Source organism: Rhodovulum viride (genome assembly GCF_003265965.1).
In the GTDB taxonomy this organism is placed as follows: Bacteria; Pseudomonadota; Alphaproteobacteria; order Rhodobacterales; family Rhodobacteraceae; genus Rhodovulum; species Rhodovulum kholense.
The window spans coordinates 55,016-75,939 of record NZ_MUAV01000023.1 but is presented as its reverse complement, the minus strand read 5'-3'; the positions used below and the strand labels follow the sequence as shown (position 1 = coordinate 75,939).

At 69.9% G+C, this 20,924-nt stretch carries 20 protein-coding genes; 11 read left to right on the top strand and 9 right to left on the bottom strand.

From position 1 onward, the window contains the following. Positions 1–87 precede the first annotated feature (87 nt). Positions 88–825, bottom strand: coding sequence for an SDR family oxidoreductase (locus BYZ73_RS16815; RefSeq protein ID WP_112316831.1), 738 nt, complete (start codon positions 823–825; stop codon positions 88–90). A gap of 7 nt (positions 826–832) precedes the next feature. Next, on the bottom strand, positions 833–2,614 hold the full coding sequence (locus tag BYZ73_RS16810; protein ID WP_112316830.1) for an IlvD/Edd family dehydratase: 1,782 nt from the start codon (positions 2,612–2,614) through the stop codon (positions 833–835). Positions 2,615–2,895: 281 nt separating this feature from the next. Between BYZ73_RS16810 and BYZ73_RS16805 the strand changes: the two genes are divergently transcribed. The 4 genes from BYZ73_RS16805 (at position 2,896) to BYZ73_RS16790 (ending at position 6,187) form a co-directional block, all read left to right on the top strand. Next, positions 2,896–3,600: an AzlC family ABC transporter permease gene (locus BYZ73_RS16805; RefSeq protein ID WP_112316829.1), complete on the top strand. Its 705-nt coding sequence runs from the start codon at positions 2,896–2,898 to the stop codon at positions 3,598–3,600. Next, entirely contained in the window at positions 3,597–3,926 is a 330-nt protein-coding gene (locus BYZ73_RS16800; protein WP_112316828.1) for an AzlD domain-containing protein, read from the top strand. Before BYZ73_RS16805 ends, BYZ73_RS16800 begins: the two co-directional genes overlap by 4 nt. Before the next feature lie 129 nt (positions 3,927–4,055). Next, complete coding sequence (locus BYZ73_RS16795; RefSeq protein WP_112316827.1) at positions 4,056–5,225, top strand: pyridoxal phosphate-dependent aminotransferase; 1,170 nt, start codon at positions 4,056–4,058, stop codon at positions 5,223–5,225. Between the two features lie 14 nt (positions 5,226–5,239). After that, a complete protein-coding gene (locus BYZ73_RS16790) occupies positions 5,240–6,187 on the top strand; it encodes a 2-hydroxyacid dehydrogenase (protein WP_108023180.1) in 948 nt (315 codons plus the stop codon). Here the strand turns inward: BYZ73_RS16790 and denD are convergent. Together denD and BYZ73_RS16780 are read right to left on the bottom strand one after the other, a co-directional pair. After that, on the bottom strand, positions 6,180–7,157 hold the full coding sequence (denD, locus tag BYZ73_RS16785; RefSeq protein WP_112316826.1) for a D-erythronate dehydrogenase: 978 nt from the start codon (positions 7,155–7,157) through the stop codon (positions 6,180–6,182). The genes BYZ73_RS16790 and denD overlap by 8 nt on opposite strands. After that, positions 7,154–8,092: a sugar kinase gene (locus BYZ73_RS16780; RefSeq protein ID WP_112316825.1), complete on the bottom strand. Its 939-nt coding sequence runs from the start codon at positions 8,090–8,092 to the stop codon at positions 7,154–7,156. Before BYZ73_RS16780 ends, denD begins: the two co-directional genes overlap by 4 nt. Before the next feature lie 278 nt (positions 8,093–8,370). Here BYZ73_RS16780 and BYZ73_RS16775 point away from each other — a divergent pair, with 278 nt between their 5' ends. Further along, entirely contained in the window at positions 8,371–9,129 is a 759-nt protein-coding gene (locus BYZ73_RS16775; RefSeq protein WP_112316824.1) for an SDR family oxidoreductase, read from the top strand. Here the strand turns inward: BYZ73_RS16775 and BYZ73_RS16770 are convergent. Then, the gene (locus tag BYZ73_RS16770) at positions 9,126–9,899 is read right to left on the bottom strand and encodes a hydroxypyruvate isomerase family protein (protein ID WP_112316823.1); all 774 of its coding nucleotides are present in this window, start codon (positions 9,897–9,899) and stop codon (positions 9,126–9,128) included. The two genes, BYZ73_RS16775 and BYZ73_RS16770, sit on opposite strands and share 4 nt — an antisense overlap. A gap of 142 nt (positions 9,900–10,041) precedes the next feature. Between BYZ73_RS16770 and BYZ73_RS16765 the strand changes: the two genes are divergently transcribed. Beyond that, complete coding sequence (locus tag BYZ73_RS16765; RefSeq protein ID WP_112316822.1) at positions 10,042–11,157, top strand: THUMP domain-containing class I SAM-dependent RNA methyltransferase; 1,116 nt, start codon at positions 10,042–10,044, stop codon at positions 11,155–11,157. 165 nt (positions 11,158–11,322) lie between these two features. Here the strand turns inward: BYZ73_RS16765 and cobC are convergent, their stop codons facing one another. From cobC to BYZ73_RS16745, 4 genes are all read right to left on the bottom strand, one after another. Continuing rightward, positions 11,323–11,835 (bottom strand): alpha-ribazole phosphatase, encoded by a 513-nt coding sequence (cobC, locus tag BYZ73_RS16760; protein ID WP_112316821.1) that lies wholly within the window; start codon positions 11,833–11,835, stop codon positions 11,323–11,325. Next, entirely contained in the window at positions 11,826–12,614 is a 789-nt protein-coding gene (gene cobS / locus BYZ73_RS16755; RefSeq protein WP_112316820.1) for an adenosylcobinamide-GDP ribazoletransferase, read from the bottom strand. Before cobS ends, cobC begins: the two co-directional genes overlap by 10 nt. Further along, complete coding sequence (gene cobT, locus BYZ73_RS16750) at positions 12,611–13,618, bottom strand: nicotinate-nucleotide--dimethylbenzimidazole phosphoribosyltransferase (protein WP_112316819.1); 1,008 nt, start codon at positions 13,616–13,618, stop codon at positions 12,611–12,613. Before cobT ends, cobS begins: the two co-directional genes overlap by 4 nt. Before the next feature lie 185 nt (positions 13,619–13,803). Then, entirely contained in the window at positions 13,804–14,196 is a 393-nt protein-coding gene (locus BYZ73_RS16745; RefSeq protein ID WP_108023162.1) for a CZB domain-containing protein, read from the bottom strand. Positions 14,197–14,497: 301 nt separating this feature from the next. Between BYZ73_RS16745 and BYZ73_RS24085 the strand changes: the two genes are divergently transcribed. The 5 genes from BYZ73_RS24085 to nifA all read left to right on the top strand — a co-directional run bounded on the left by BYZ73_RS24085 (position 14,498) and on the right by nifA (position 20,922). Next, positions 14,498–15,901, top strand: a complete 1,404-nt coding sequence (locus tag BYZ73_RS24085) for a methyl-accepting chemotaxis protein (RefSeq protein WP_342768217.1) — start codon at positions 14,498–14,500, stop codon at positions 15,899–15,901. 370 nt (positions 15,902–16,271) lie between these two features. Beyond that, a complete protein-coding gene (locus BYZ73_RS16735) occupies positions 16,272–16,760 on the top strand; it encodes a type VI secretion system tube protein Hcp (RefSeq protein ID WP_112316818.1) in 489 nt (162 codons plus the stop codon). 90 nt (positions 16,761–16,850) lie between these two features. Then, positions 16,851–17,384 carry a type VI secretion system-associated protein TagF gene (tagF, locus tag BYZ73_RS16730; protein ID WP_112316817.1) on the top strand — a complete coding sequence of 178 codons (534 nt, stop codon included), beginning with the start codon at positions 16,851–16,853 and terminating at the stop codon, positions 17,382–17,384. Positions 17,385–17,765: 381 nt separating this feature from the next. Then, the gene (locus tag BYZ73_RS16725; protein ID WP_108023154.1) at positions 17,766–18,809 is read left to right on the top strand and encodes a cytochrome-c peroxidase; all 1,044 of its coding nucleotides are present in this window, start codon (positions 17,766–17,768) and stop codon (positions 18,807–18,809) included. Between the two features lie 325 nt (positions 18,810–19,134). Beyond that, a complete protein-coding gene (nifA, locus tag BYZ73_RS16720; RefSeq protein WP_425451095.1) occupies positions 19,135–20,922 on the top strand; it encodes a nif-specific transcriptional activator NifA in 1,788 nt (595 codons plus the stop codon). Positions 20,923–20,924 lie beyond the last annotated feature (2 nt).

The window sequence follows — 20,924 nt, the reverse complement described above, 5'->3', positions numbered from 1 at the left end:
CTTCTTCTTGGCAGAAATACCCTGGGGTTCCGGGGGCAAAGCCCCCGGCGGGTCGGCCCGCGCCAGCGGGACGAAACCGGGATACCCTCAGCCCCGGCCGATATAAGGCATCGTCGTCGCCATCACCGTCAGGAAGGGCACATTGGCCTCGGGCGGCAGCCCTGCCATGAACAGCACCGTCGCGGCGACATGGGCCACATCCATCACCGGCTCGACCGCAATGCTCCCGTCGGCCTGCGGCACGCCCCGGGTCATGGTCTCGGCCATGTCGGTCCGGGCATTGCCGATATCGATCTGCCCACAGGCGATGCCATGGGCCCGCCCGTCCAGCGCCAGCGACCGTGTCAGCCCGGTGATCGCGTGTTTCGAGGCGGTATAGGGCACCGAGCCCCAGCGTGGCACATGGGCCGAGACCGACCCGTTATTGATGATCCGCCCGCCCGGCGGGTCCTGCCGGCGCATCCGGGCGAAGGCCGCCCGGGCGCAAAGAAAACTGCCGGTCAGGTTCACCTCGATGCAGCGCCGCCAGTCCTCGACCGCGATCTCGTCAACCGGCGCCCCCGGCACCGAAACGCCTGCATTGTTGAACAGAACGTCGATCCGCCCCCAGGCCGCCATCGCCCGGTCGAAGGCAACCTCGACCGAAGCCTCGTCGGTCACGTCGCAGGTCAGCACCAGCGCGCCCGGCCGCCCCTCGGCCACGGCCTCCAGCGCCGCAATCCCGCGCCCGGCCAGTCCAACCCGCCAGCCCGCCTCCAGAAAGGCCAGCGCGGTCGCCCGGCCGATGCCCCGCCCGGCCCCGGTGATGATGATGCTGCGCGCCATGCCTGCCTCAGTGGTTGTCGCGCGGCAGATCGCGGGCGATCCGCCGATAGGCCGTGGCCAGTTCCAGACAGCCGCCATCGGCCAGCTGGCCGACATTGGCACGGTAGATCTCTTCCCAGGGGGTCTGGCTCACGATCTCGGGCGGCTCCCAGGCCTCGCGCCTCAACTCCCACTCCGCGTCATCGACCAGCGCATCGAGCCGCGAGGCGTTCAGGTCCAGCCGCACCCGGTCGCCCGTCTTCAGGAAGGCCAGCCCGCCCCCCACCACCGCCTCGGGCGAGGCATTCAGGATCGAGGGGCTTTCCGAGGTCCCCGATTGCCGCCCGTCGCCGACCGTCGGCAGATGCATGACGCCCTTCTTCACCAGCGCATCCGGCGGCTGCATGTTCACCACCTCGGCCGAGCCCGGATAGCCGACGCAGCCGACATTACGGATGAAAAGCATCGCGCTTTCGTCGATCTCAAGCTCCGGGTCGTTGATCCGGGCATGGTAATCCTCGGGGCCCTCGAAGACCACGGCGCGGGCCTCGTGCACGCCCTCGCGCCCCGGCTCGGACAGGAAGCGCGCGCGGAACTCGTCGGAAATCACCGAGGTCTTCATCAGCGCCGAAGCGAACAGATTGCCCGACAGCACCTTGAACCCGGCCTGCGTCCGCAAGGGCGCGTCATAGGGCGCGATCACGTCCGGGTCGGCGGACCGGACCCCCTCGAGGTTCTCGGCCAGGGTCCTGCCGGTCGCGGTCATCGCGCCCACATGCAGCCGCCCGGCCCGGGCCAGCTCGGCCATCACCGCGGGCACGCCGCCCGCCCGGAAGAAGCTCTCGCCCAGGTATTCGCCCGCGGGCTGCATGTTGACCAGAAGCGGTACGTCATGGCCGATGGTCTCCCAGTCGGTCACATCCAGCTCGACCCCCGCATGCCGCGCGATGGCCTGCAGATGCGGCGGCGCATTGGTCGAGCCGCCGATGGCGCTGTTGACGACGATGGCATTCTCGAAGGCCGCGCGGGTCAGGATGTCGGAGGGTTTCAGATCGTCCAGCACCATCTGCACGATCCGCTTGCCGGTCTCGTAGGCCATTGCCATCCGCTCGCGGAAGGGCGCGGGGATCGCGGCATTGCCGGTCAGGCTCATGCCCAGCGCCTCGGCCATCGCGTTCATCGTCGAGGCCGTGCCCATGGTGTTGCAATGCCCGAGCGACGGCGCCGAGGAACAGACCCGGTCCATGAACTCGTCATAGTCGATCTTGCCCTCGGCCAGCAGGCGCCGGCTTTCCCAGACGATGGTGCCCGAGCCCGCGCGCTTGCCCTTCCACCAGCCGTCGAGCATCGGCCCGCCATTGAGCGCGATGGCCGGAATGTCGACCGTCGCCGCCCCCATCAGCAGCGCGGGCGTGGTCTTGTCGCAGCCGGTGGTCAGCACCACCCCGTCCAGCGGATAGCCATGCAGGATCTCGACCAGCCCCAGATAGGCGAGGTTGCGGTCCAGCGCCGCCGTCGGCCGCTTGCCGGTCTCCTGCAGCGGATGGACCGGAAATTCCATCGGCACGCCGCCCGCCTCGCGGATGCCCGCCTTGATCCGGTCCATCAGGAAGACGTGGATCTTGTTGCAGGGCACCAGATCGGACCCGCTATTGGCGATGCCGATCACCGGGCGGCCCGATTGCAGCTCGCCCCGGGTGAAGGTCTGGTTCTGATAGCGCTCGACATACAGCGCGGTCATGCCGGGGTTGTTGGGATTGTCGAACCATTCCTGAGACCGGAACCGCTTGTTCGCGCGCGTGTCGCTCATGCCTTTCCTCCGCTTGCCGCCGGGCAGCCGTCTGTCTGCGACCGCTGAGGCGTCTGGCCTGCGCCGCTTCGGGGCGGTGCCGCAGCGTCCCGCGCGGCCAGACCCCGGGCGGCCCTTGGCACAGCATTCCGATCTGGTATACCAAATGCAAGGGCAATCCGCACCGAATGCCAGAGGGTCAGGGAGGACCTTGTCGTGACCGAGCGCCGCGCCATCGTGTCGGCCCCGCCGCCGGGGCCGGTCCCGAAATCTTGTGCCCGACCAGTCCCCGGAGCGCGCCCATGACCGAGGCACAAGCCTTTCGGAAGGGGGCGCTCGACTGCGCGCCGTTCATCCTGATCGTGGTGCCCTTCTCGCTTCTCTTCGGGGTGGTGGCGCGGGATGCCGGGCTGGACCTCTTGCAGGCCATGGCGATGTCGGTGCTGGTGATCGCGGGCGCCTCGCAATTCACCGCGCTGGCGCTTCTGGAAGATCACGCGCCGGTCTTCGTGGCACTTCTGGCGGCCCTGGCGGTCAATCTGCGGATGGCGATGTATTCAGCCGCACTCGTGCCCTATCTCGGTCATGCGCGGTTGGGGGTGCGGGCGCTGATGGCCTATCTGATGGTCGATCAGGCCTTCGCCGTCGCGGTCCGCACCTACGAGGCCCATCCCGCCATGACGCCTGCGGCGCGCGTGGCCTATTACTTCGGCTGCATGGTCCTGATCTGCCCGTTCTGGTATGGCGGCACGCTGACCGGCGCGCTGGTCGGACAGGCGATCCCCGCGGAATTCTCGCTCGATTTCGCGGTGCCGGTCTGTTTCATCGCCCTGACCGCGCCGCTGATCCGGTCCCTGCCCCATGCGGTCGCGGCGCTCGTGTCGGCGCTGGCGGCGCTGGCGCTGGCCTGGCTGCCCTGGAGCCTCGGCCTGCCGGTCGCAGCACTTGTCGCGATGATCACCGGCGCGCAGACCGAACGCCTTCTGCAACGCAGGGGCCGGGCATGATCTCCGACGCGGCCTTCTGGAGCCTGACCGCGGCCCTTGCCGTCGGGACCTTCCTGATCCGGTTTTCCTTTCTGGGGATCTTCGGCCGCCGGACGCTGCCGCCCTGGGCGCTGTTGCACCTGAAATATGTGGGCGTCGCGGTGTTTCCGGCGCTGGTCGCGCCGCTCGTGCTCTGGCCCGAGGCGACCGGCGGCAACATCGACCCCGCCCGGCTGATCGCGGCGCTGGCGGCGCTGGTCGCGGGGCTCAGAATCTCGGTTGTGGCAGCGATTCTGGCGGGGATGGGCACGCTTTATCTGATCGAGGCCGCCGCCCGCCTGCTGTGACCCGCGCCCGACGGGCGGCGGAAAGCCACGCGCAGCCTGCCGATCCGAAGGGAGGACTTTATCTCGGCGTTTCGCTTGGTATACCAGAACGGAAGCGGCCGGCAGGCCCGGCTCCGGGGAGGAGGCCCCATGACGCATCTGCAGTTCGCCGACAGCCTGTCGCGGCTTGGCACGGAATCGGCCTTCACGGTGCTGGCCCGGGCCCAGTCGCTGGCCGCCCAGGGGCGCGACATCATCAATCTCGGCATCGGCCAGCCCGATTTCCGCACGCCCGACCACATCGTCGAGGCCGGCATCAAGGCGTTGCGCGACGGCCATCACGGCTATACCCCCGCCAACGGGCTGCCCGCGCTGCGCCATGCCGTTGCCACCGACCTGCACCGCCGTCACGGGGTCGAGGTCGATCCCGAGACGGTCGTCATCGTGCCCGGCGGCAAGCCAACCATGTTCTTCGCCATGCTGATGTTCGGCCAGCCGGGGCGCGAGATCCTCTATCCGGATCCGGGCTTTCCGATCTATGAGAGCGCGATCCGCTATTCCGGCGCGACCCCGGTGCCGATCCCGCTGGAGGAACGCACGGGCTTTGCCTTCGAGGCCGACCGGGTGCTGGAACGGATCACCGACCGCACCAGCCTGATCGTGCTGAACAGCCCTGCCAACCCCACCGGCGGCGTCACCCCCCGCGCCGAAATCTCGCGCCTCGTCAAGGGGCTCGCGGCCTTTCCTCGGGTGGCGGTGCTGTCCGACGAGATCTATTCGTCGATGCTTTATGGCGGGCGCGAACATGTCAGCCTGCTGCAATATCCCGACATCCGCGACAGGCTGATCGTGCTCGATGGCTGGTCCAAGACCTATGCGATGACCGGCTGGCGGATCGGCTATGCGGTCTGGCCCGATGCCGCGCTGGATCACGTGACGCGGCTGTGCATCAACGACCATTCCTGCGTGAATGCCGCCGCCCAGCACGCGGCGCTGGCCGCGCTGACCGGCCCCCAGGACGCGGTCGCCGCCATGGTCGCCGAATTCGACCGCCGCCGCGCCCATGTCGTGGGCGCGCTGAACGCCCTTCCGGGCTTTCGCTGCACCGATCCCGGCGGCGCCTTCTATGCCTTCCCCAATATCGAGGGCACCGGGATGCGCGCGGCCGAGGCGCAGGACCGCTTTCTTGAAGAGGCGGGCGTCGCCACCATCGCGGGCACCGCCTTCGGCGCCCGGGGCGAAGGCTATCTGCGCCTCTCCTATGCCAGCTCGACCGAAACCCTCACCGAGGCCATCGCGCGGATCCGCGCGGTGCTCTGACGAAAGGCCGATCCATGACCGATACCCCCCTGCTGATCTGCGGCGCCGCCTTCACCGAGGACGAACGCGCGCGGCTGTCGACCGCCGTCTCGTCGGTGTCGGTCGATGCGCCCCGCGCCATCGCCGGGCTCGCCCCCGGGGCGGCCGCGCGGCTGCGCGCCGTTGCCTACAAGGGCCACGAGCCCTTCGGCGCGGCCGAGATGGACGGGCTGCAGGGGCTGGGGCTGATCGCCAATTTCGGCGTCGGCTACGATGCCATCGACGTGGCCGCCGCCACCCAGCGCGGCATCCGCGTGACCAACACGCCCGATGTGCTGAACGACGATGTGGCCGATCTGGCGGTGGGGCTGATCCTGGCCCAGGCCCGCAGCCTCGTGCGCGGCGACGGCTGGGTGCGCAGCGGCCGCTGGACCAAATACGGCGCCATGCCGCTGGCGCGGAAAGTGTCGGGGGCGCGGGCGGGCATTGTCGGGCTCGGCCGGATCGGGCGCGAGATCGCCGACCGGCTGGCCGCCTTCAAGATGGAAATCCACTACCATTCGCGGCAGGAAAAAGAGACCCCCGGCTGGCAGTATCACGCCGATCCGGTCGGTCTGGCGCGCGCGGTCGATTTTCTGGTCGTGGCGCTGGTCGGCGGCCCCGAGACCCGCAATTACGTCTCGGCCGAGGCGATTGCGGCGCTGGGGCCGACGGGCGTTCTGATCAACATCTCGCGCGGGACGACGGTCGACGAGGGCGCGCTGATCGCAGCCCTGGAAGAGCACCGGATCGCGGGCGCGGGGCTTGACGTCTATCTGGACGAACCGGCCATCGACCCGCGCTTTCAGGGGCTGGAAAACGTGGTGCTGCAACCGCATGTGGGGTCAGCCACCACCGAGACCCGGCGCGCCATGGCCGAGCTGCAACTGGCCAATATCCGCGCCTTCCTCGACGGCCAGCCGCTGCCGACCCCGGTCAACTGAGGACCGGGCCGCCGGGCAGGTCGTCCTCGAGGAACTGGCGGATGTTGTCGGCAAAGCTGTCATCGGCGGTCAGGCCCAGCGCCAGCGCCCGGTCGGCGCGGATGTCGTCGCGCCAGCCCGACACGATCCTTTCGACCTCGGGCTGGGGCTCCCAGCGGATCAGACGCGCGGGCGCGGCCCCCGCGACCTCGGTCATCGCCGCGATCATCTGGCCGATGGTCCAGCGCCGCCCCGGCATGGTCATGCAGCGGTTCTGCCCCAGCGCGGCGGCCTCCAGTTCGGCCGCGCGGATCAGGTTTTCGACGCAGCGGCGCGGGCCGAGGTAGAAATGCGCGAAATCGGGGCCGACCGGGCAGATCGCCTCTTGCCCCGACAAGGGTTCGCGAAAGATCCCCGACATGAAAGCCGAAGCGGCGCGGTTGGGCCGTCCCGGCCGCACCGAGATCGAGGGCAGCCGCAGCCCCCGCCCGTCGACCAGCCCGCGCCGGGAATAGTCGTTCAGCAGCAGTTCGGCCACCGCCTTCTGGGTGCCGTAGGAGGTCTGCGGGTTGAGGAAAGTGGCGTCGGTCAACGGGTCGGGCACCGCGCCGCCATAAACGGCAATGGACGAGGCGAAGACCAGCACCGGGCAGCTGCCCAGCGCGCGGCAACGCTGGAAAACGTTCAGGCTTCCGGCCATGTTGACCGCCATCCCGGCATCGAGGTCTTCCTCGGCATGGGCCGAGACGATCGCCGCCAGATGGAAGATCACATCTGTCCCGGGCGCGATCCCGGCCGCGACCGAAGCCGGGTCCGCGATGTCGATCTTGAGGCTCTCGACCGGAAACGGTGCCTCGGGCACGGGCGGCGGGGCCAGATCCGCCAGAGCGAGCCCCGTGATCGGCCGCCCGCGCAGCGTGCCGCGCCGGGCCAGCGCCCGGGCCAGACGCCCGCCGAGAAACCCGCCCGCGCCGAGGATCAGGACCTTCATGGCGCCGCCTTAAGCACCGGGCCGCCGGATGCGAAGATGTCGGGGGCAAGCGCGCCACGGCGCTGGATCACCGCGGCGGCCAGCGCCGCCGCCTGGCGCACCGCCTCGGGCGGCGCGGCACCTGTCGCGCGGGCCGCGAGGAACCCGGCCGCGAAACTGTCGCCCGCCGCCGTGCTGTCGATCACCTGCGCGACGGGTTCGGGCGCGATCTCGGCCTCCATGTCCTCGGCCCAAAGCCGGATCGGCGCGGCCCCGTTCTTGACGACGACCGTCGTCGCCCCGGCCTCACGGTAGCGCGCCACGGTCGCCTCGGGCGAGGCATCGCCAAAGGCCGCGCTTTCCTCGTCGAAGGAGGGCAGCACGGTGTCGGCAACCGAGGCGCCCAGCATCAGCCCGGCCCGCATCTCGGCCGCGTCCGCCCAGAGCCGGGGCCGCACATTGGTATCGAAGCTGACCCGCGCCCCCGCCGCCCGGGCCCGCGCCAGCGCCGCACACAGGCGCTCGCGCGCCTCGGGCGCAAGGATCGCCAGCGTGATGCCCGAGACATGCAGAAGGTCGCGCCCGGCAAAGACCCGGTCGAGCCAGTCCGGATCGTCGGCCATCGCCTTCGCCGCCGCCTGACCGCGCCAGTAGGAAAAGCTGCGCTCGCCGTCCTTCAGCGCGATCATGTAAAGCCCCACGGTGCGCCCCTCGATCCGGCGGATCGCCCCGGTTTCGACGCCCTCGCCCGCCATGAAGGCCAGCATGTCATCCGACACCGCATCGGTGCCCACGGCGGTCGCATAGCCGACCGACCAGTCCGCGGGCAGCAGCCGCCGGGCGTACCAGGCGCAATTGAAGGTGTCTCCGGCAAAGCCCATGCGAAAAAGCCCGTCCGTGGCCGGGGCAAGCTCTACCATGCATTCGCCGATGGCGAGAAAGGAATGATCCGGCATCTGTCTCCCTGCGGCCTGAACCCGCGCGACAGGCGCGGCGCGCCCCCGGTTCTATCCGGTTTTCCGCCGCCTCGGCTAGGGACCTGTCCGCCCTTTCCCGGCGATTTCCCCGCCTGGCCCGCCCGGGCTGCCGCGCGACCGCCGGATCGGTACCCCGCGGGCGTCGCGAGACGGCGCGCCCCAGGCGGCCTCCGCCCCGTCGCCGGTCTTTCCCCGGCGCCGCGACATGGTATACCAAAATCCGGGGCTGTCCTGGCCCCGCGAGACCGGGAGGGAACATGGATCTTTTCGACCTGAGCGGACGCACGGCGCTGGTGACCGGCGCCTCGATGGGGATCGGGCTGGGGCTTGCCCGGGCGCTGACGGCGGCCGGGGCCCGGGTGGTGCTGAACGCGCGAGGAGCCGAGCGGCTGGAAGAGGCCGCCGCGACGCTCCGCGCCGAAGGGGCCGAGGCCGACACCCTGCCCTTCGACGTGACCGATGCCGGGGCGGCGGCGCGCGCCATCGACGGCTACGAGGCGCTGCGCCCCATCGACATCCTGATCAACAATGCAGGCATCCAGCACCGCGCGGCGCTGGAGGAGTTTCCGGTCGAAGCCTTCGACCGGCTGATGCGCACCAATGTCAACGCAGCCTTCTATGTCGCCCGAGCCGTTGCGCCGCACATGATCGCGCGGGGACGCGGGCGGATCGTCAACATCGCCAGCGTGCAGGCGGCGCTGGCCCGGCCCGGGATCGCGCCCTATACCGCCTCGAAGGGGGCCATCGTCAACCTGACCAAGGGCATGGCCACGGACTGGGCGCGGCTCGGGCTTGGCTGCAACGCCATCGCGCCGGGCTATTTCGACACGCCCCTGAACGCGGCCCTCGTGGCCGATCCGGACTTCTGTGCCTGGATCGAACGGCGCACCCCGGCCGGGCGCTGGGGCCGGATCGAGGATCTGGCCGGGGCCTGCATCTTCCTGGCCTCCGACGCCTCGGCCTTCGTCAACGGCCAGGTGATCTATGTCGACGGCGGCATGACCGCCTGCCTCTAGGCGCCTTTGGCCCCGAACGTCGCCATCCAGCCAAGGCTGTCGCCGGTCGGCCCCCCGGGGCGGTACTCGGCGCCGACCGGCCTCGCATGGCCCAGCCGGTCGAGCAGGCCGAAGACGTGGCCATAGTCCAGTTCGCCATGATCGGGCGGGCCGCGATCGGGCACCGAGGCCACCTGCACATGACCGATCAGCGGCATCAGCGCCTGCAGCCGGGCCGAGACATCGCCCTCGGCGCGCTGCACATGGTAGCAATCGAACATCAGCTTCAGGTTCGGCGCGGCCACCCGGTCGATCATCGCCACGGCCTCGGCCGTGCTGGCCAGCGCATAGCCCGGCACGTCATGGGGGTTGATCGGCTCGATCAGGATGCCGATGCCATAGGGCGCGGCCTCGAGACAGGCATAGGCCAGCGCCGCGGCCAGAGCCGCCTCGGCCTCGGGCCCGCGCGCGCATCCGGCCATGGCATGGATCTGCGGCACCTCCAGCGCCGCGGCCCAGGCGATCGACTGGTCGATCGCGGCCCGCGCCTCGAGCTCGCGCCCGGGAAGGGCGCAAAGCCCGAACTCGCCCGCCGCCGGATCGCCGGGGCGGGTGTTCAGACACAGCATCGGCAGGCCGGTCTCGTCGAGGGCCGCGCGGATCGCCGCGCGCGGGGTGTCGTAGGGCCAGTGGCATTCGACAGCAGAAAACCCCGCCGCTGCCGCCGCGCGGATCGCATCGGGCAACGCGAGCTCGCGCCAGAGAAACCCCAGATTGGCAGAGAACCTCACGTTCCCCTCCGGATCGGCTGAACCGCGCGTTCCGCCTTCATCGCTAGCGGCGCCGCCCCGGACGTGTCAAGCGCGCCCTTCCCTGCCCGCCGCTTCCGGTGTATCGCGGGACCCTCACGCCTCAGCCCCTACCGGAGCCCGGATGACCGCCGCCCCCCCGTTCGAGATCTTCCTCGCCGCCCTGCCGGGGCTCGAGCCGCTCTTGGCCGAAGAGGCCCGCGCGGCGGGCTTTATGGCGCCTTCTGCGGTGCCCGGCGGCGTCACCGTTCAGGGCGGCTGGCCCGAAGTCTGGCGCGCCAATCTGGTCCTGCGCGGCGCCTCGCGGGTGCTGGTCCGGGTCGGGACCTTCCGCGCCTTCCATCTGGCCCAGCTCGACAAGCGGGCGCGAAAATTCGACTGGGCCGCGGTGCTCCGGCCCGACCGGCCGGTCCGGGTCGAGGTGCAGTGCCGGGCCTCGAAGATCTACCACGCGGGCGCCGCCGCCCAGCGGATCGAGCGCGCCATCGCCGAGACGCTCGGCGCGCCCGTCGGCGGCGAGGACGCGGTCGCGCTCAAGGTGCGGATCGACGACAACCTGGTGACGCTCAGCCTCGACAGCTCGGGCGAACCGCTGCACCGGCGCGGCCACAAGCAGGCGGTCGGCAAGGCCCCGCTGCGCGAAACGATGGCGGCCCTCTTCCTGCGCGCCTGCGGCTTCGACGGCACCGAACCGGTACTCGACCCGATGTGCGGCTCGGGCACCTTCCCGATCGAGGCGGCTGAAATCGCGGGCGGGCTCGCGCCCGGCCGCGACCGCAGCTTCGCCTTCGAGGACTTCGCCAGCTTCGACGCCGACGCCTGGGCCGCAATGAAGGCCCCCGCCCCCGCGCCTGCGGCACAGATCCGCTTCTTCGGCTCGGACCGCGATGACGGGGCGATCCGGATGGCCACGGCCAATGCCGCCCGCGCGGGTGTCGCGGACCGGACCGACTTCCGCCGCCACGCGGTCAGCGATCTGGCCCGGCCCGACGGTCCGCCCGGCCTCGTGATGGTCAACCCGCCCTATGGAGCACGGATCGGCGAGCGAAAGCTCCTGTTCGCGGTCTACGGCGCCCTCGGGGCGACGCTGCGCGAGCGGTTCGCAGGCTGGCGGGTCGGGCTCGTCACCAGCGACGAGGGTCTTGCACGGGCGACGGGCCTGCCTTTCCTGCAACCCGGCGCGCCGGTCGCCCATGGCGGGCTGAAAGTGCGGCTCTTCCGGACGGCGCCCCTGCCCTGACCTCTTTCCCCGGGACCGATGTTCCGTCATGGGTATTTCTGCCAAGAAGAAATCGGACGCCGTCTTCTTCTTGGCAGAAATACCCCAAGGAATCGCGGCCCTGAAGGGGCCGCCCAGTGAAAGCGTGCGCGGCACGCGCTCCGCCGGATCGGCGACGGATCGGCTTCAGGGCAGTTCGATGAAACTCCCATAGGGGAATTTCATCTGCCAGGCGCCCTCGCGCCCGGCATGGTGAAGCGCGGCCCGCATCAGTCCGGCATGGGTGACCGCCAGAACCGTGCCGGTCCCATGCATCTCGTCGAGAAAGGGCACGACGCGGGCATAGAACATGCCGACGCTTTCGCCGCCATGGGGGCGCGAGTCGTAGAAATGCGCGGCCCAGTGATCGAGCCCGTCGCGCGGCACCTCGGCCCAGGGCGTGCCCTCCCAGGCGCCGAAATCGATCTCGATCAGGCGGGGATCGATCTCGACCGGCAGGTCGCGCGCCGCGCCGATGTGATCGGCCAGACGGGTGCAGCGCAGCAGCGGGCTGGACAGCACCCGGTGGACCGGAGGAAGCGCCGCAAGAACCTCTGCCGCCTCTTCGGAGAAGCTTTCCGCGGGCGGATAGTCGGTGCGGCCGTAGCAGGTGCCCTCGGCCACCTCCGGGCGGGTGTGGCGCAGAAGGATCACGCCCATGCCAGAAGCCCCAGCAGGATCGCGATCTCAGAGACCTGCTGCACCGCGCCCAGCCCGTCTCCGGTATGCCCGCCGAGCCGCCGGGTCAGCATCCGCGCCATCCAGAGCGTAACCGCCGCCGCCAGTGCCAGCGCGGTCGCGGCCGCGCCAAATCCCGCACCGATCCAGAGGCCGAGCGCAATCAGCGTGCCGGTCCCCCAGGCGATGGCCATCCCGTCCCGGCCGGGACCGGCGGCGGCAAAGGCGGCCTTGCCCTCGGTCCGCGCATAGGGCAGCCGCACCATCACGATCACCGACGCCAGACGGCTCAGCCCATGGGCCGCAACCAGCGCGCCCGCCGCCGCCCAGCCGCCCGCCGCCGCGCCGAGCCCGGCCAGCGCCGCCGCCTTCAGCCCCAGCGCCAGCATCAGCGTCACCGCGCCATAGCTGCCGATCCGGCTGTCGCGCATGATTTCCAGCGCCCGCTCGCGCGTCAGCCCGCCGCCAAGCCCGTCGGCCATGTCGGCCAACCCGTCCTCGTGCAGCGCGCCGGTCAGCCGCACGCCCGCGGCAAGTGTCAGGACCGCCGCCACCGCCGGGGGAAAGACCGCCGCCGCGGCCGCGTAGACCAGCCCCAGAGCCGCGCCGATCAGCGCCCCGCACAGCGGAAAATAGCGCGTCGCCCGGCGCATCCGGTCGGGCGTGTAGCCCGGATCGGCGGGCAGCGGCAGGCGGCTGACGAATTGCAGCGCCAGCACGACCAGCCGCGCCTCTTCGCCCAGCCGGGCGGCCGGGGTCATTGCGGCCCCGTCACGCCGGCATCGTCGAAGCTGGCCATGGTGTTCAGCATCTCGCCCGCGGCCTTCAGCAGCGGCCAGGCCAGAAGCGCGCCGGTGCCCTCGCCCAGCCGAAGCCCGAGCCGCAGCAGAGGTTCGGCCCCGAGCGCGTCGAGCAGCGCGCCATGGCCCTGTTCCTCGGAGCGGTGCGAGAAGACCATCGCGGCCCGGGTCGCAGGCACGATGCGTGCGGCGGCAAGTGCCGCCGATGTCGCGATGAACCCGTCGACGATGATGACCTTCTTCGCCTCGGCCGCGCCGATCATCGCCCCGGCCATCATTGCGATCTCGAAGCCGCCATACTGGGCCAGCGCCTCTTGCGGGCCAAGATCGGCGGTCCGCGCCGCGGCACGTTCCAGCACCTGACGCTTGTGCGTCAGCCCGTCATCGTCAAGCCCGGTGCCGCGACCCACCAGGATGTCGAGCCCGACCCCGGTCAGCTTGTGGCCGAGCGCGGCCGCCGAGGCGGTGTTGGCAATCCCCATCTCGCCATAGGCCACCGCATCGGCGGGGCTTTCGGCACCAAGCTTGCGGCCCTCTTCCAGCGCGCGCGCGCAGTCCTCGGCGCTCATCGCGGGCTCGTGCAGGAAGCTTTTCGTGCCCGCGCCGATCCGGCGCTCGATCAGGCCCTCGAGGCCGAAAGGCTCGCCCGCGATCCCGGCATCGACGACCTTCATCCGGGCGCCGACAGCGCGCGCGAAGGCATTGGCTCCGGCCCCGCCCGCCAGATAGTTCAGCACCATCTGCCGCGTCACTTCCTGCGGAAATTTCGACACGCCCTCGGCGGCGATGCCGTGATCGGCCGCGAAGATCGTCAGCTCGCAGCCGTCCATCCGCGGGCTCAGCGTGCCCTGCACCGTGGCCATGACCGTCGCCAGATCCTCGATCCGGCCGAGTGAGCCCAGGGGTTTGGTCTTGAAGTCGATCTTGTGCTGGAGCGCGGCGGCGAAATCGGTGTCGGTGGTCATCCGGAGGGGCCTCTCGTTGCTGTCGCGGCGTGTCTTAGGCCGGGGCGACGGGCGCTGCAATCGGCAACGGCACAAGCAACCGGCCAAGGCGCCGCAGCCGGTGCCGCGCGGTCGCCGCATCCGAAACGAGGGGAAAGGCGCAAGCCGGGCCCGGGCCCGCACGCGCCGCGGACCGGCGGCGTTCGCTAGGGCTGGGCGCGTCCGGTCGCGAGGTCCAGTTTCCACAGGCTCAGCGCCTTCAGAACCCGGTCGGCCCGCTCTGCGAAGGCGCCGCCCATCATCGTCCGCGCCTCGTCCGCGCGGCCCGCCAGCGCCAGGCCCAGCACCTGCGCGGCGGTGGCGTGAAAGGCGGCGTGGGCGGCGTCGATCGCCTGCCAGCCCTTGCCCGCCTTCAGGTCCGGCGGGATTGCGGCGCCATGAAACCAGCGGCCGAAATCGCAGCTCTTGTCGCAACCGGCCTTTTCGGGTGTGAATTCGGACCGGCCCTGGGCAATGGCCGCCGCCAGGTGCGAGCGCCATTTGAGGTGCTTGATCTGGGCCGCCGCGACTTCGGCGATCATGTCGGACTGTTGGCTCATCGGGCGCTCCGGAGTGAAGGCTGTGCGCGGGCACTCTGCATCGGCAGCGTTAACCCGGTCCTAATGTCACCGCGACGTCGCCGGATGCGGTTGCGTAAAGGTCCCGGCAATCTTTCCGGGCGAAAACATGGGGGCCGGGCCGCTCCGGCGCCCTGTCACGCCCCGCAAGATCCCGGCCCGTTTCCCTGCGCCTTCAGACTGCCCCTTCAGACCGACCCGTCCCCCAGTGCCCGCGTAACGAGGATCCCGCATGCCCGTCTCTGCCCGGAAACCGCCTGTCGGCAGGCCCGTCCCGTGGTCTGTGCTTCTGCTGGCCGCCGCGCTGGCCGCCCTCATCGGCGCCGAGCTTCACTTCTACGACCGGCTCGCCCGGCTCGCGGCCGGGGCGCCCACAAGCGAGACCGCCGCCCGGGCGCTGACCCGCGATCTTGGCGCGGCGTTTCTCTGGACCGGGGCCGGGGCCGCGGCCATCGCGCTGGCCACCGCGCTTTTCGGGCTCTGGCCCCTGGCCCGGATGACCCGGGCGGCGACGGCTCTGGCCGAGGGCCGTCTGGCCGACCTGCCCCGCCTGCCGCTTGCGCCCCCCGAAATCGCGCGCCTGAGGGGCGCGCTTGTCGATCTGCGCCGGATGCTGGAAGAACGCGCCAGTGTCGAAGACCGCGAGCGTCTGTCGGAAATCGAACGCTACGACCACTGGGCCGAACAGCATGTGGTGGTGACATGTCTGGCCAAGGGGTTGCATGGGCTGGCCGAGGGCGACCTCCGCCACCGGCTCGATCTGCGCTTTCCCGCCGATTTCGAACCGCTTCGCACGAATTTCAACGCGACCCTGGACGAGTTGAACCGGCTGATCGGGGCGGTGGCGCGCAACGGCACCGAAATTCACGCGCTTTCCGACGAGATCGGCGGGTCGTCGGACGACCTGTCACGGCGCACCGAAAACCAGGCGGCCACGCTGGAAGAGACCGCCGCGGCGATGGACGAGTTGACCGCAAGCGTGCGGATGGCGGCCGACGGGGCGGCGCAGGTCGCCGATGTGACACGCGAGGCCCAGAGCGACGCCGAACGCAATGGCGATGTCGTGCGACAGGCGGTCGAGGCGATGGCGCAGATCAAGGCGTCGTCGGAGGGCATCAGCCAGATCATCGGGGTGATCGAAGACATCGCCTTGCAGACCAATCTTCTGGCGCTGAACGCGGGCGTCGAGGCGGCGCGGGCGGGCGAGGCCGGGCGGGGCTTTGCCGTGGTCGCCTCCGAGGTGCGGGCGCTGGCGCAACGGTCGTCCGAGGCGGCGAAAGAGATCAAGACGCTGATCGTCACCAGCTCGGATCAGGTCGAGGCCGGGGTGTCGCTGGTCAACCGCGCGGGCGATGCGCTGGCGGACATCGTCGCCCGCGTCGGCCAGATCGCCGAGCTGGTGGCCGGGATCGCCACCGGCGCACAGGAACAGTCCGTGGGCCTTGGCGAGATCAATATCGGCGTGAGCCAGCTCGATCGGGTCACCCAGCAGAATGCCGCGATGGTCGAGGCGACCACCGCCGCCGCCGCGACCCTGCGGCATCAGACCGAACAGCTTGAAGCGATGGTGGCGCGCTTCCGGCTGCGCCAGGACGCCCCCGGCGCCGAGGTTCTGGCCTTCCCGGGCGGGCGAAGCAGCGGCGCGCTGGACGCCATCTGGCAGGACTTCGCGGCTGCCGGTCCCTGACGGGCGTTCCACGGGCAGAGCTTTCGACCCTTTTGGGCCCGCACCCTCCGGTGCGGGCCGGATCGTTTTGTCTCGACGGTGCGCGGCCCTTTCAGGCCACGGCACAGAGCCAGCAACAAAATTTCCCCACCGTTGCGGTGCGCGCATGATTCTGAGAATATCACCAGATTGAAACCGATTTTATGGACTTGGGCTTTGGTCGACTCGTTTGCCTGCCCGGTGCCGTTCGAGGGCACTGCCGGAACCGGATTGCGGATCTTTCGAAGACCGCGCGGCCTGAGCGCCGCCACACCCTGCGGTGCGATCTGTCGGGGGCGGCCCGATCCTTCAGCCTTCGTTCCCATATCGCCGATTTCCCGGGAGGACCGCCATGACCCTGACCGCCTGCATGAAGCTGCCCGACATCGAGGGAGAATCGGTCCGCCCCGGGCATGAGCGCGAGATCGACGTCTTTGACATTCATTGCGCGCCGGACCGCGACCTGCGCACCGGCGCCGGAACGGGACATGGCCGCGGCCGCCCCGCCCTGGGTCCGCTTTCGATCCGGAAAGGGGACGACGCCGCCGCGTCGCATCTCGCGCCGGCGCGTCTGATCGGCAAGCCCTTCCCCGAGGCGAGGACCGTGCTGTGGACGTCCTGCGACGACATGCACAGGGACCTGGACTATCTGACGATCCCCCTGACCAATGCGGCGATCAGCCTTTACGAGATCCTCGGCGCCGACGGGGGCCCCACGGCGCTGCGGGAACGGGTCGATCCGATCTTCGAGGCGGTCATCATCCGCTATATCGAGCAGGCGGCCGACCAGTCGGCCGGGACCCCGGACGAAATCGACTGCGAGATCGGGGCCCGTGCTTGAGGTGGGTGCGACCCGGCCGCATCCGCCCCGTGCCGCCGCGGGTCCGCGCGGGCGCGCGCGTGTCTGCCCGTCGCCCACCCGTCCGGTCGCATGCCGCGGGACGCTGACCGCTTCCGACCCGGAGGCGCCGTGACTCCTGCCACCGGATTCTTCGGAAAGATCCCCATGGCGGGCGATTTCGTCACCCAGGGCGTGCCCGGGATGATGCGGATCGCGCTCGACCGCTGGATGAAGGCGCATCTGGCAACGCGCTCGGCCTGGCCCGGGTCCTGGCCCGACACCGGCCTGAGGGCCACGCTGGAGCTGGGCAAGGGCACGCTGACCGCGCTGATCCTGCCCAGCCGCGACCGGTCGGGGCGGGCCTTCCCGCTGGCCTGCTGCCGCATCCCGGGCCTCGACTGGGACGCGGCCGAGGAGTGGTGCGACACCGCGCTGCCCACCGCGCGGGCGGCCGTGGCGGGGGCGCTGTCGCCGGCAAGCCTTGGCGCCGCGCTGGACGCGCTGCCGCCTGCGCGCGGCGTCGACCCCGAACCCGGGCTCTGGATTGCCGATCCGCCGGTCGCGGAAAACCTGCCGGTCGAGCAGATCCTCGCCGAACTGATGGGTCCGATCGGCGCGGTCTGAGCGCGGCTCTGCCGCCGACCGCGCAAAAGATGCGAGGTCCCGGTCACCGCGGCCTGCAAAGGACAGCCGCAGGCCCCCCGAAGCATCGCCCCCAACGACGCCCCGCCGCAGCCAGTCACGTGCTGCGACATCGCCCCCGGCATGGGGCGCGGCGCCCATTCCGCTTGATGCGCGACATGCGAAAACCCTTCGGGCAAACTGATTTCGCTGAATTTTACAAAGACTCTCGACCGCGCAACCGAGACCCCGCGCCGCGCCCGGTTGCGACCTGCGGCCGCAGATGCCCGAAAGAAGGGCAAACTTGATCGAGGTCAAAGTGCCAATCTAGACGTCTTCTAATTTCAATTTCGCGCGAACCATCCAAAAGAAACGGTTCATCCCATGACACGCCTCCTTGCAACAGCCCTTCTGTCCACCGCGCTCGCCGTGCCGGCCGCCGCCTCCGAATTGCGCGACATGGCGCTCGACTATTTCGAGCCCCTGCCCTCGACCGTACCGCAAATGGCCGACAACCGCGCAACGCCCGAAAAGATCGACCTCGGCAAGGCCCTGTTCTTCGACCCGCGCCTGTCGGCCTCGGGCGTCTTTTCCTGCTATTCCTGTCACAACCTGACCACCGGCGGCGACGACAACCTGGAAACCTCGATCGGGCATGGCTGGCAGAAAGGCCCGCGCAACGCGCCCACCGTGCTGAACGCGGTGCTGAACATCGCCCAGTTCTGGGACGGCCGCGCCGAAGACCTGAAAGCCCAGGCCAAGGGGCCGGTACAGGCCGGGGTCGAGATGGCCAACACCCCCGACAACGTGGTCGCGACGCTGAAATCCATGGGCCAGTATATCGACTGGTTCGAGGCCGCCTTCCCGGGCGAGGCCGATGCCGTCAGCTTCGACAACATGGCCCGCGCCATCGAGGCCTTCGAGGCGACGCTGATCACCCCGGCCCCCTTCGACGCCTTCCTGAACGGCGACGAGATGGCGCTGGATGACACCCAGAAAGAGGGGCTTCAGCTCTTTGTCGACAAGGGCTGCGTGACCTGCCACAACGGCGTCAACCTGGGCGGAAACGGCTATTTCCCCTTCGGTCTGGTCGAGAAACCCGGCGCCGACATCCTGCCCGAGGGCGACAAGGGCCGCTATTCGGTGACCGCCACGGCCAGCGACGAATACGTGTTCCGCGCGGCCCCGCTGCGCAACGTCGCGCTGACCGCGCCCTATTTCCATTCGGGCAAGGTCTGGGACCTGAAAACCGCCGTGCAGGTGATGGGCGCGGCCCAGCTGGGCGAGGATGTCTCGGACGAGGAAGCGACCCGGATCGTGGCCTTCCTCGACAGCCTGACCGGCACCATGCCCGCGATCACCACGCCGGTCCTGCCGCCTGAAACCGATGCCACGCCGCGGCCGAGCGCCGAGGTGATGCAACGCTAGCCCGACCGTCTGTCTCCGGGCACCTCAGAAGGGCCGGTCATCGCGCCGGCCCTTCCCTTTGCAGGCCCCGCCCCGGCTTCGACTCGGCCGGGACCCGTCCCGGCGGGCGCGGGGCGAAAAGATTGCGCCGCCAATGACAAATCATGTCCGATTCATTTCAAACGACCGCCGAAATATGCGGCAGCGCGGCATCAACTGTCTTTCATTCAGGCAGGGCGATTAAAGAAAACGGAAAGTGACCTGTCATTTTGTCCCGTTTCCGACAATCCATTGGACAAGCGCGCAAAGCGTTGGAATTATTCAATCAGAAGCATAGAGATGCGCGATGTCCTCCACCAGTATGACTCTGAGCGGCAGTCCCGCGCTGCCCAAGTTTGACGTTCGCGAGCGGTTTCCGCTCGACACCGTCTGCGAGGCCGCCAAGATCCTGACCGGCGCAAGCGACCCGGTCGCGGCCATGCCGTCCGTCCTGAACGTCCTGTCCTCGTTCATGGGCCTTCAAATGGGTGCTCTGGCGCTGCTCGACGACAGCGGCGCGGGCCAGACCGCGTCCGGCAAGGTGAACCCCTTCGTGATCGCGGCCACCTCACGCGGGGCGGCCAGCGCGCCCGCGGCCAGCCGCGCGATGCCGGTCGCCGCCACTAGGGCGGTGTTCCGGACCGGGGTGGCGCTTGTCTCCTGCGACGTGGCAGGCGAGCTTGGCCCCGAGGCGCTGCCGCCGCAGGCGCCGCATGACCGCTTTGCCTTCATCGCCGTGCCGATCCGCGAACAGGTGCATTCGCCCTATGTGATCGGCGTGCTCGGCGCCTGGCGCGACCTGACCGAAGAGGTTTATCCCAATATCGACGAGGACCAGCGGGTGATGACCATGGTCGCCGCGATCCTCGAACAGTCGGTCAAGTTCCGCCGTCTGGTCGCGCGCGACCGCGAGCGGCTGATGGAAGAGGCGCGGCTGGCGCTGCGCCATGCCAACGAGAAGTCGGTGGCCGAGGCGCGGGTTCCGGCGGAACCGATCCGGGGCATCATCGGCGACAGCCCGGCGATCAAGTCGGTGATCGCGCAGATCCGCAAGGTGGCGACGACCCGGACGCCGGTGCTTCTGCGCGGCGAAAGCGGCACCGGCAAGGAGCTGTTCGCCCGCGCGGTGCATGCGCTGTCGGACCGCAAGGACAAGCCCTTCGTCAAGGTCAACTGCGCGGCCCTGAGCCAGTCGCTGCTGGAATCCGAGCTGTTCGGCCATGAGAAAGGGTCCTTCACCGGTGCCGTGGCGCAGAAGAAGGGGCGGTTCGAACTGGCCGACAAGGGGACGCTGTTCCTTGACGAGATCGGCGAGATCGGTCCCGAATTCCAGGTCAAGCTGCTGCGGATCCTGCAGGAAGGCGAATTCGAACGCGTGGGCGGCGCCAAGACCCTGCGCGTCGATGTGCGGCTGGTGACGGCCACCAACCGCGATCTCGAGGCGGCGGTGGCGCGCGGCGCGTTCCGGGCCGATCTGTACTTCCGGATCTGCGTGGTGCCGATCCTGCTGCCGCCGCTGCGCGACCGGCTGGAAGATGTGCCGAAACTGGCGCAGGCCTTCCTCGACCGGTTCAACGAACAGAACGGCATGAACAAGCGGATGACGCCGCAGGCCGTCTCGGCGCTGGCGCGCTGTCAGTTCCCGGGCAATGTGCGCGAACTGGAAAACTGCATCAGCCGGGTCGCGGCGCTGTCCTCGGGCACCGAGATCGGCGCGCAGGAACTGGCCTGCCATCAGGGCACCTGCCTCTCGGCCGAGCTGTGGCGGATGCAGACCGGCGAGCAGTCTCCGATCGGCGGGCTTGCCGCGGTGCGCACACCCCTGCCGGTGATCGACAGCGGCGTGGGCCAGCGCCCGCCGGCGACCGCCTGTCCGATCGGCTTCGGCGAGGGGCCGGCAGCGGCTCCCGCCTGCCAGGCACCTGCCGCACCGCCGCCGGTCGAGCCCGAACCCCAGGACGAACGCGCCCGGCTGGTCGATGCGATGGAACGCGCGGGCTGGGTGCAGGCCAAGGCCGCGCGGCTTCTGGGCCTGACCCCGCGCCAGATCGGCTATGCGCTGAAAAAGCACAACATCCCGCTGCGCCGGTTCTAGGC

What these genes read in the sequence shown, in the direction of transcription:
- BYZ73_RS16815 (WP_112316831.1), bottom strand. Translation starts at nt 825, where the DNA reads ATGGCGCGCAGCATCATCATCACCGGGGCCGGGCGGGGCATCGGCCGG.
- BYZ73_RS16810 (WP_112316830.1), bottom strand. Translation starts at nt 2,614, where the DNA reads ATGAGCGACACGCGCGCGAACAAGCGGTTCCGGTCTCAGGAATGGTTC.
- BYZ73_RS16805 (WP_112316829.1), top strand. Translation starts at nt 2,896, where the DNA reads ATGACCGAGGCACAAGCCTTTCGGAAGGGGGCGCTCGACTGCGCGCCG.
- BYZ73_RS16800 (WP_112316828.1), top strand. Translation starts at nt 3,597, where the DNA reads ATGATCTCCGACGCGGCCTTCTGGAGCCTGACCGCGGCCCTTGCCGTC.
- BYZ73_RS16795 (WP_112316827.1), top strand. Translation starts at nt 4,056, where the DNA reads ATGACGCATCTGCAGTTCGCCGACAGCCTGTCGCGGCTTGGCACGGAA.
- BYZ73_RS16790 (WP_108023180.1), top strand. Translation starts at nt 5,240, where the DNA reads ATGACCGATACCCCCCTGCTGATCTGCGGCGCCGCCTTCACCGAGGAC.
- denD (WP_112316826.1), bottom strand. Translation starts at nt 7,157, where the DNA reads ATGAAGGTCCTGATCCTCGGCGCGGGCGGGTTTCTCGGCGGGCGTCTG.
- BYZ73_RS16780 (WP_112316825.1), bottom strand. Translation starts at nt 8,092, where the DNA reads ATGCCGGATCATTCCTTTCTCGCCATCGGCGAATGCATGGTAGAGCTT.
- BYZ73_RS16775 (WP_112316824.1), top strand. Translation starts at nt 8,371, where the DNA reads ATGGATCTTTTCGACCTGAGCGGACGCACGGCGCTGGTGACCGGCGCC.
- BYZ73_RS16765 (WP_112316822.1), top strand. Translation starts at nt 10,042, where the DNA reads ATGACCGCCGCCCCCCCGTTCGAGATCTTCCTCGCCGCCCTGCCGGGG.
- cobC (WP_112316821.1), bottom strand. Translation starts at nt 11,835, where the DNA reads ATGGGCGTGATCCTTCTGCGCCACACCCGCCCGGAGGTGGCCGAGGGC.
- cobS (WP_112316820.1), bottom strand. Translation starts at nt 12,614, where the DNA reads ATGACCCCGGCCGCCCGGCTGGGCGAAGAGGCGCGGCTGGTCGTGCTG.
- cobT (WP_112316819.1), bottom strand. Translation starts at nt 13,618, where the DNA reads ATGACCACCGACACCGATTTCGCCGCCGCGCTCCAGCACAAGATCGAC.
- BYZ73_RS16745 (WP_108023162.1), bottom strand. Translation starts at nt 14,196, where the DNA reads ATGAGCCAACAGTCCGACATGATCGCCGAAGTCGCGGCGGCCCAGATC.
- BYZ73_RS16735 (WP_112316818.1), top strand. Translation starts at nt 16,272, where the DNA reads ATGACCCTGACCGCCTGCATGAAGCTGCCCGACATCGAGGGAGAATCG.
- tagF (WP_112316817.1), top strand. Translation starts at nt 16,851, where the DNA reads ATGCCGCGGGACGCTGACCGCTTCCGACCCGGAGGCGCCGTGACTCCT.
- BYZ73_RS16725 (WP_108023154.1), top strand. Translation starts at nt 17,766, where the DNA reads ATGACACGCCTCCTTGCAACAGCCCTTCTGTCCACCGCGCTCGCCGTG.
- nifA (WP_425451095.1), top strand. Translation starts at nt 19,135, where the DNA reads ATGTCCTCCACCAGTATGACTCTGAGCGGCAGTCCCGCGCTGCCCAAG.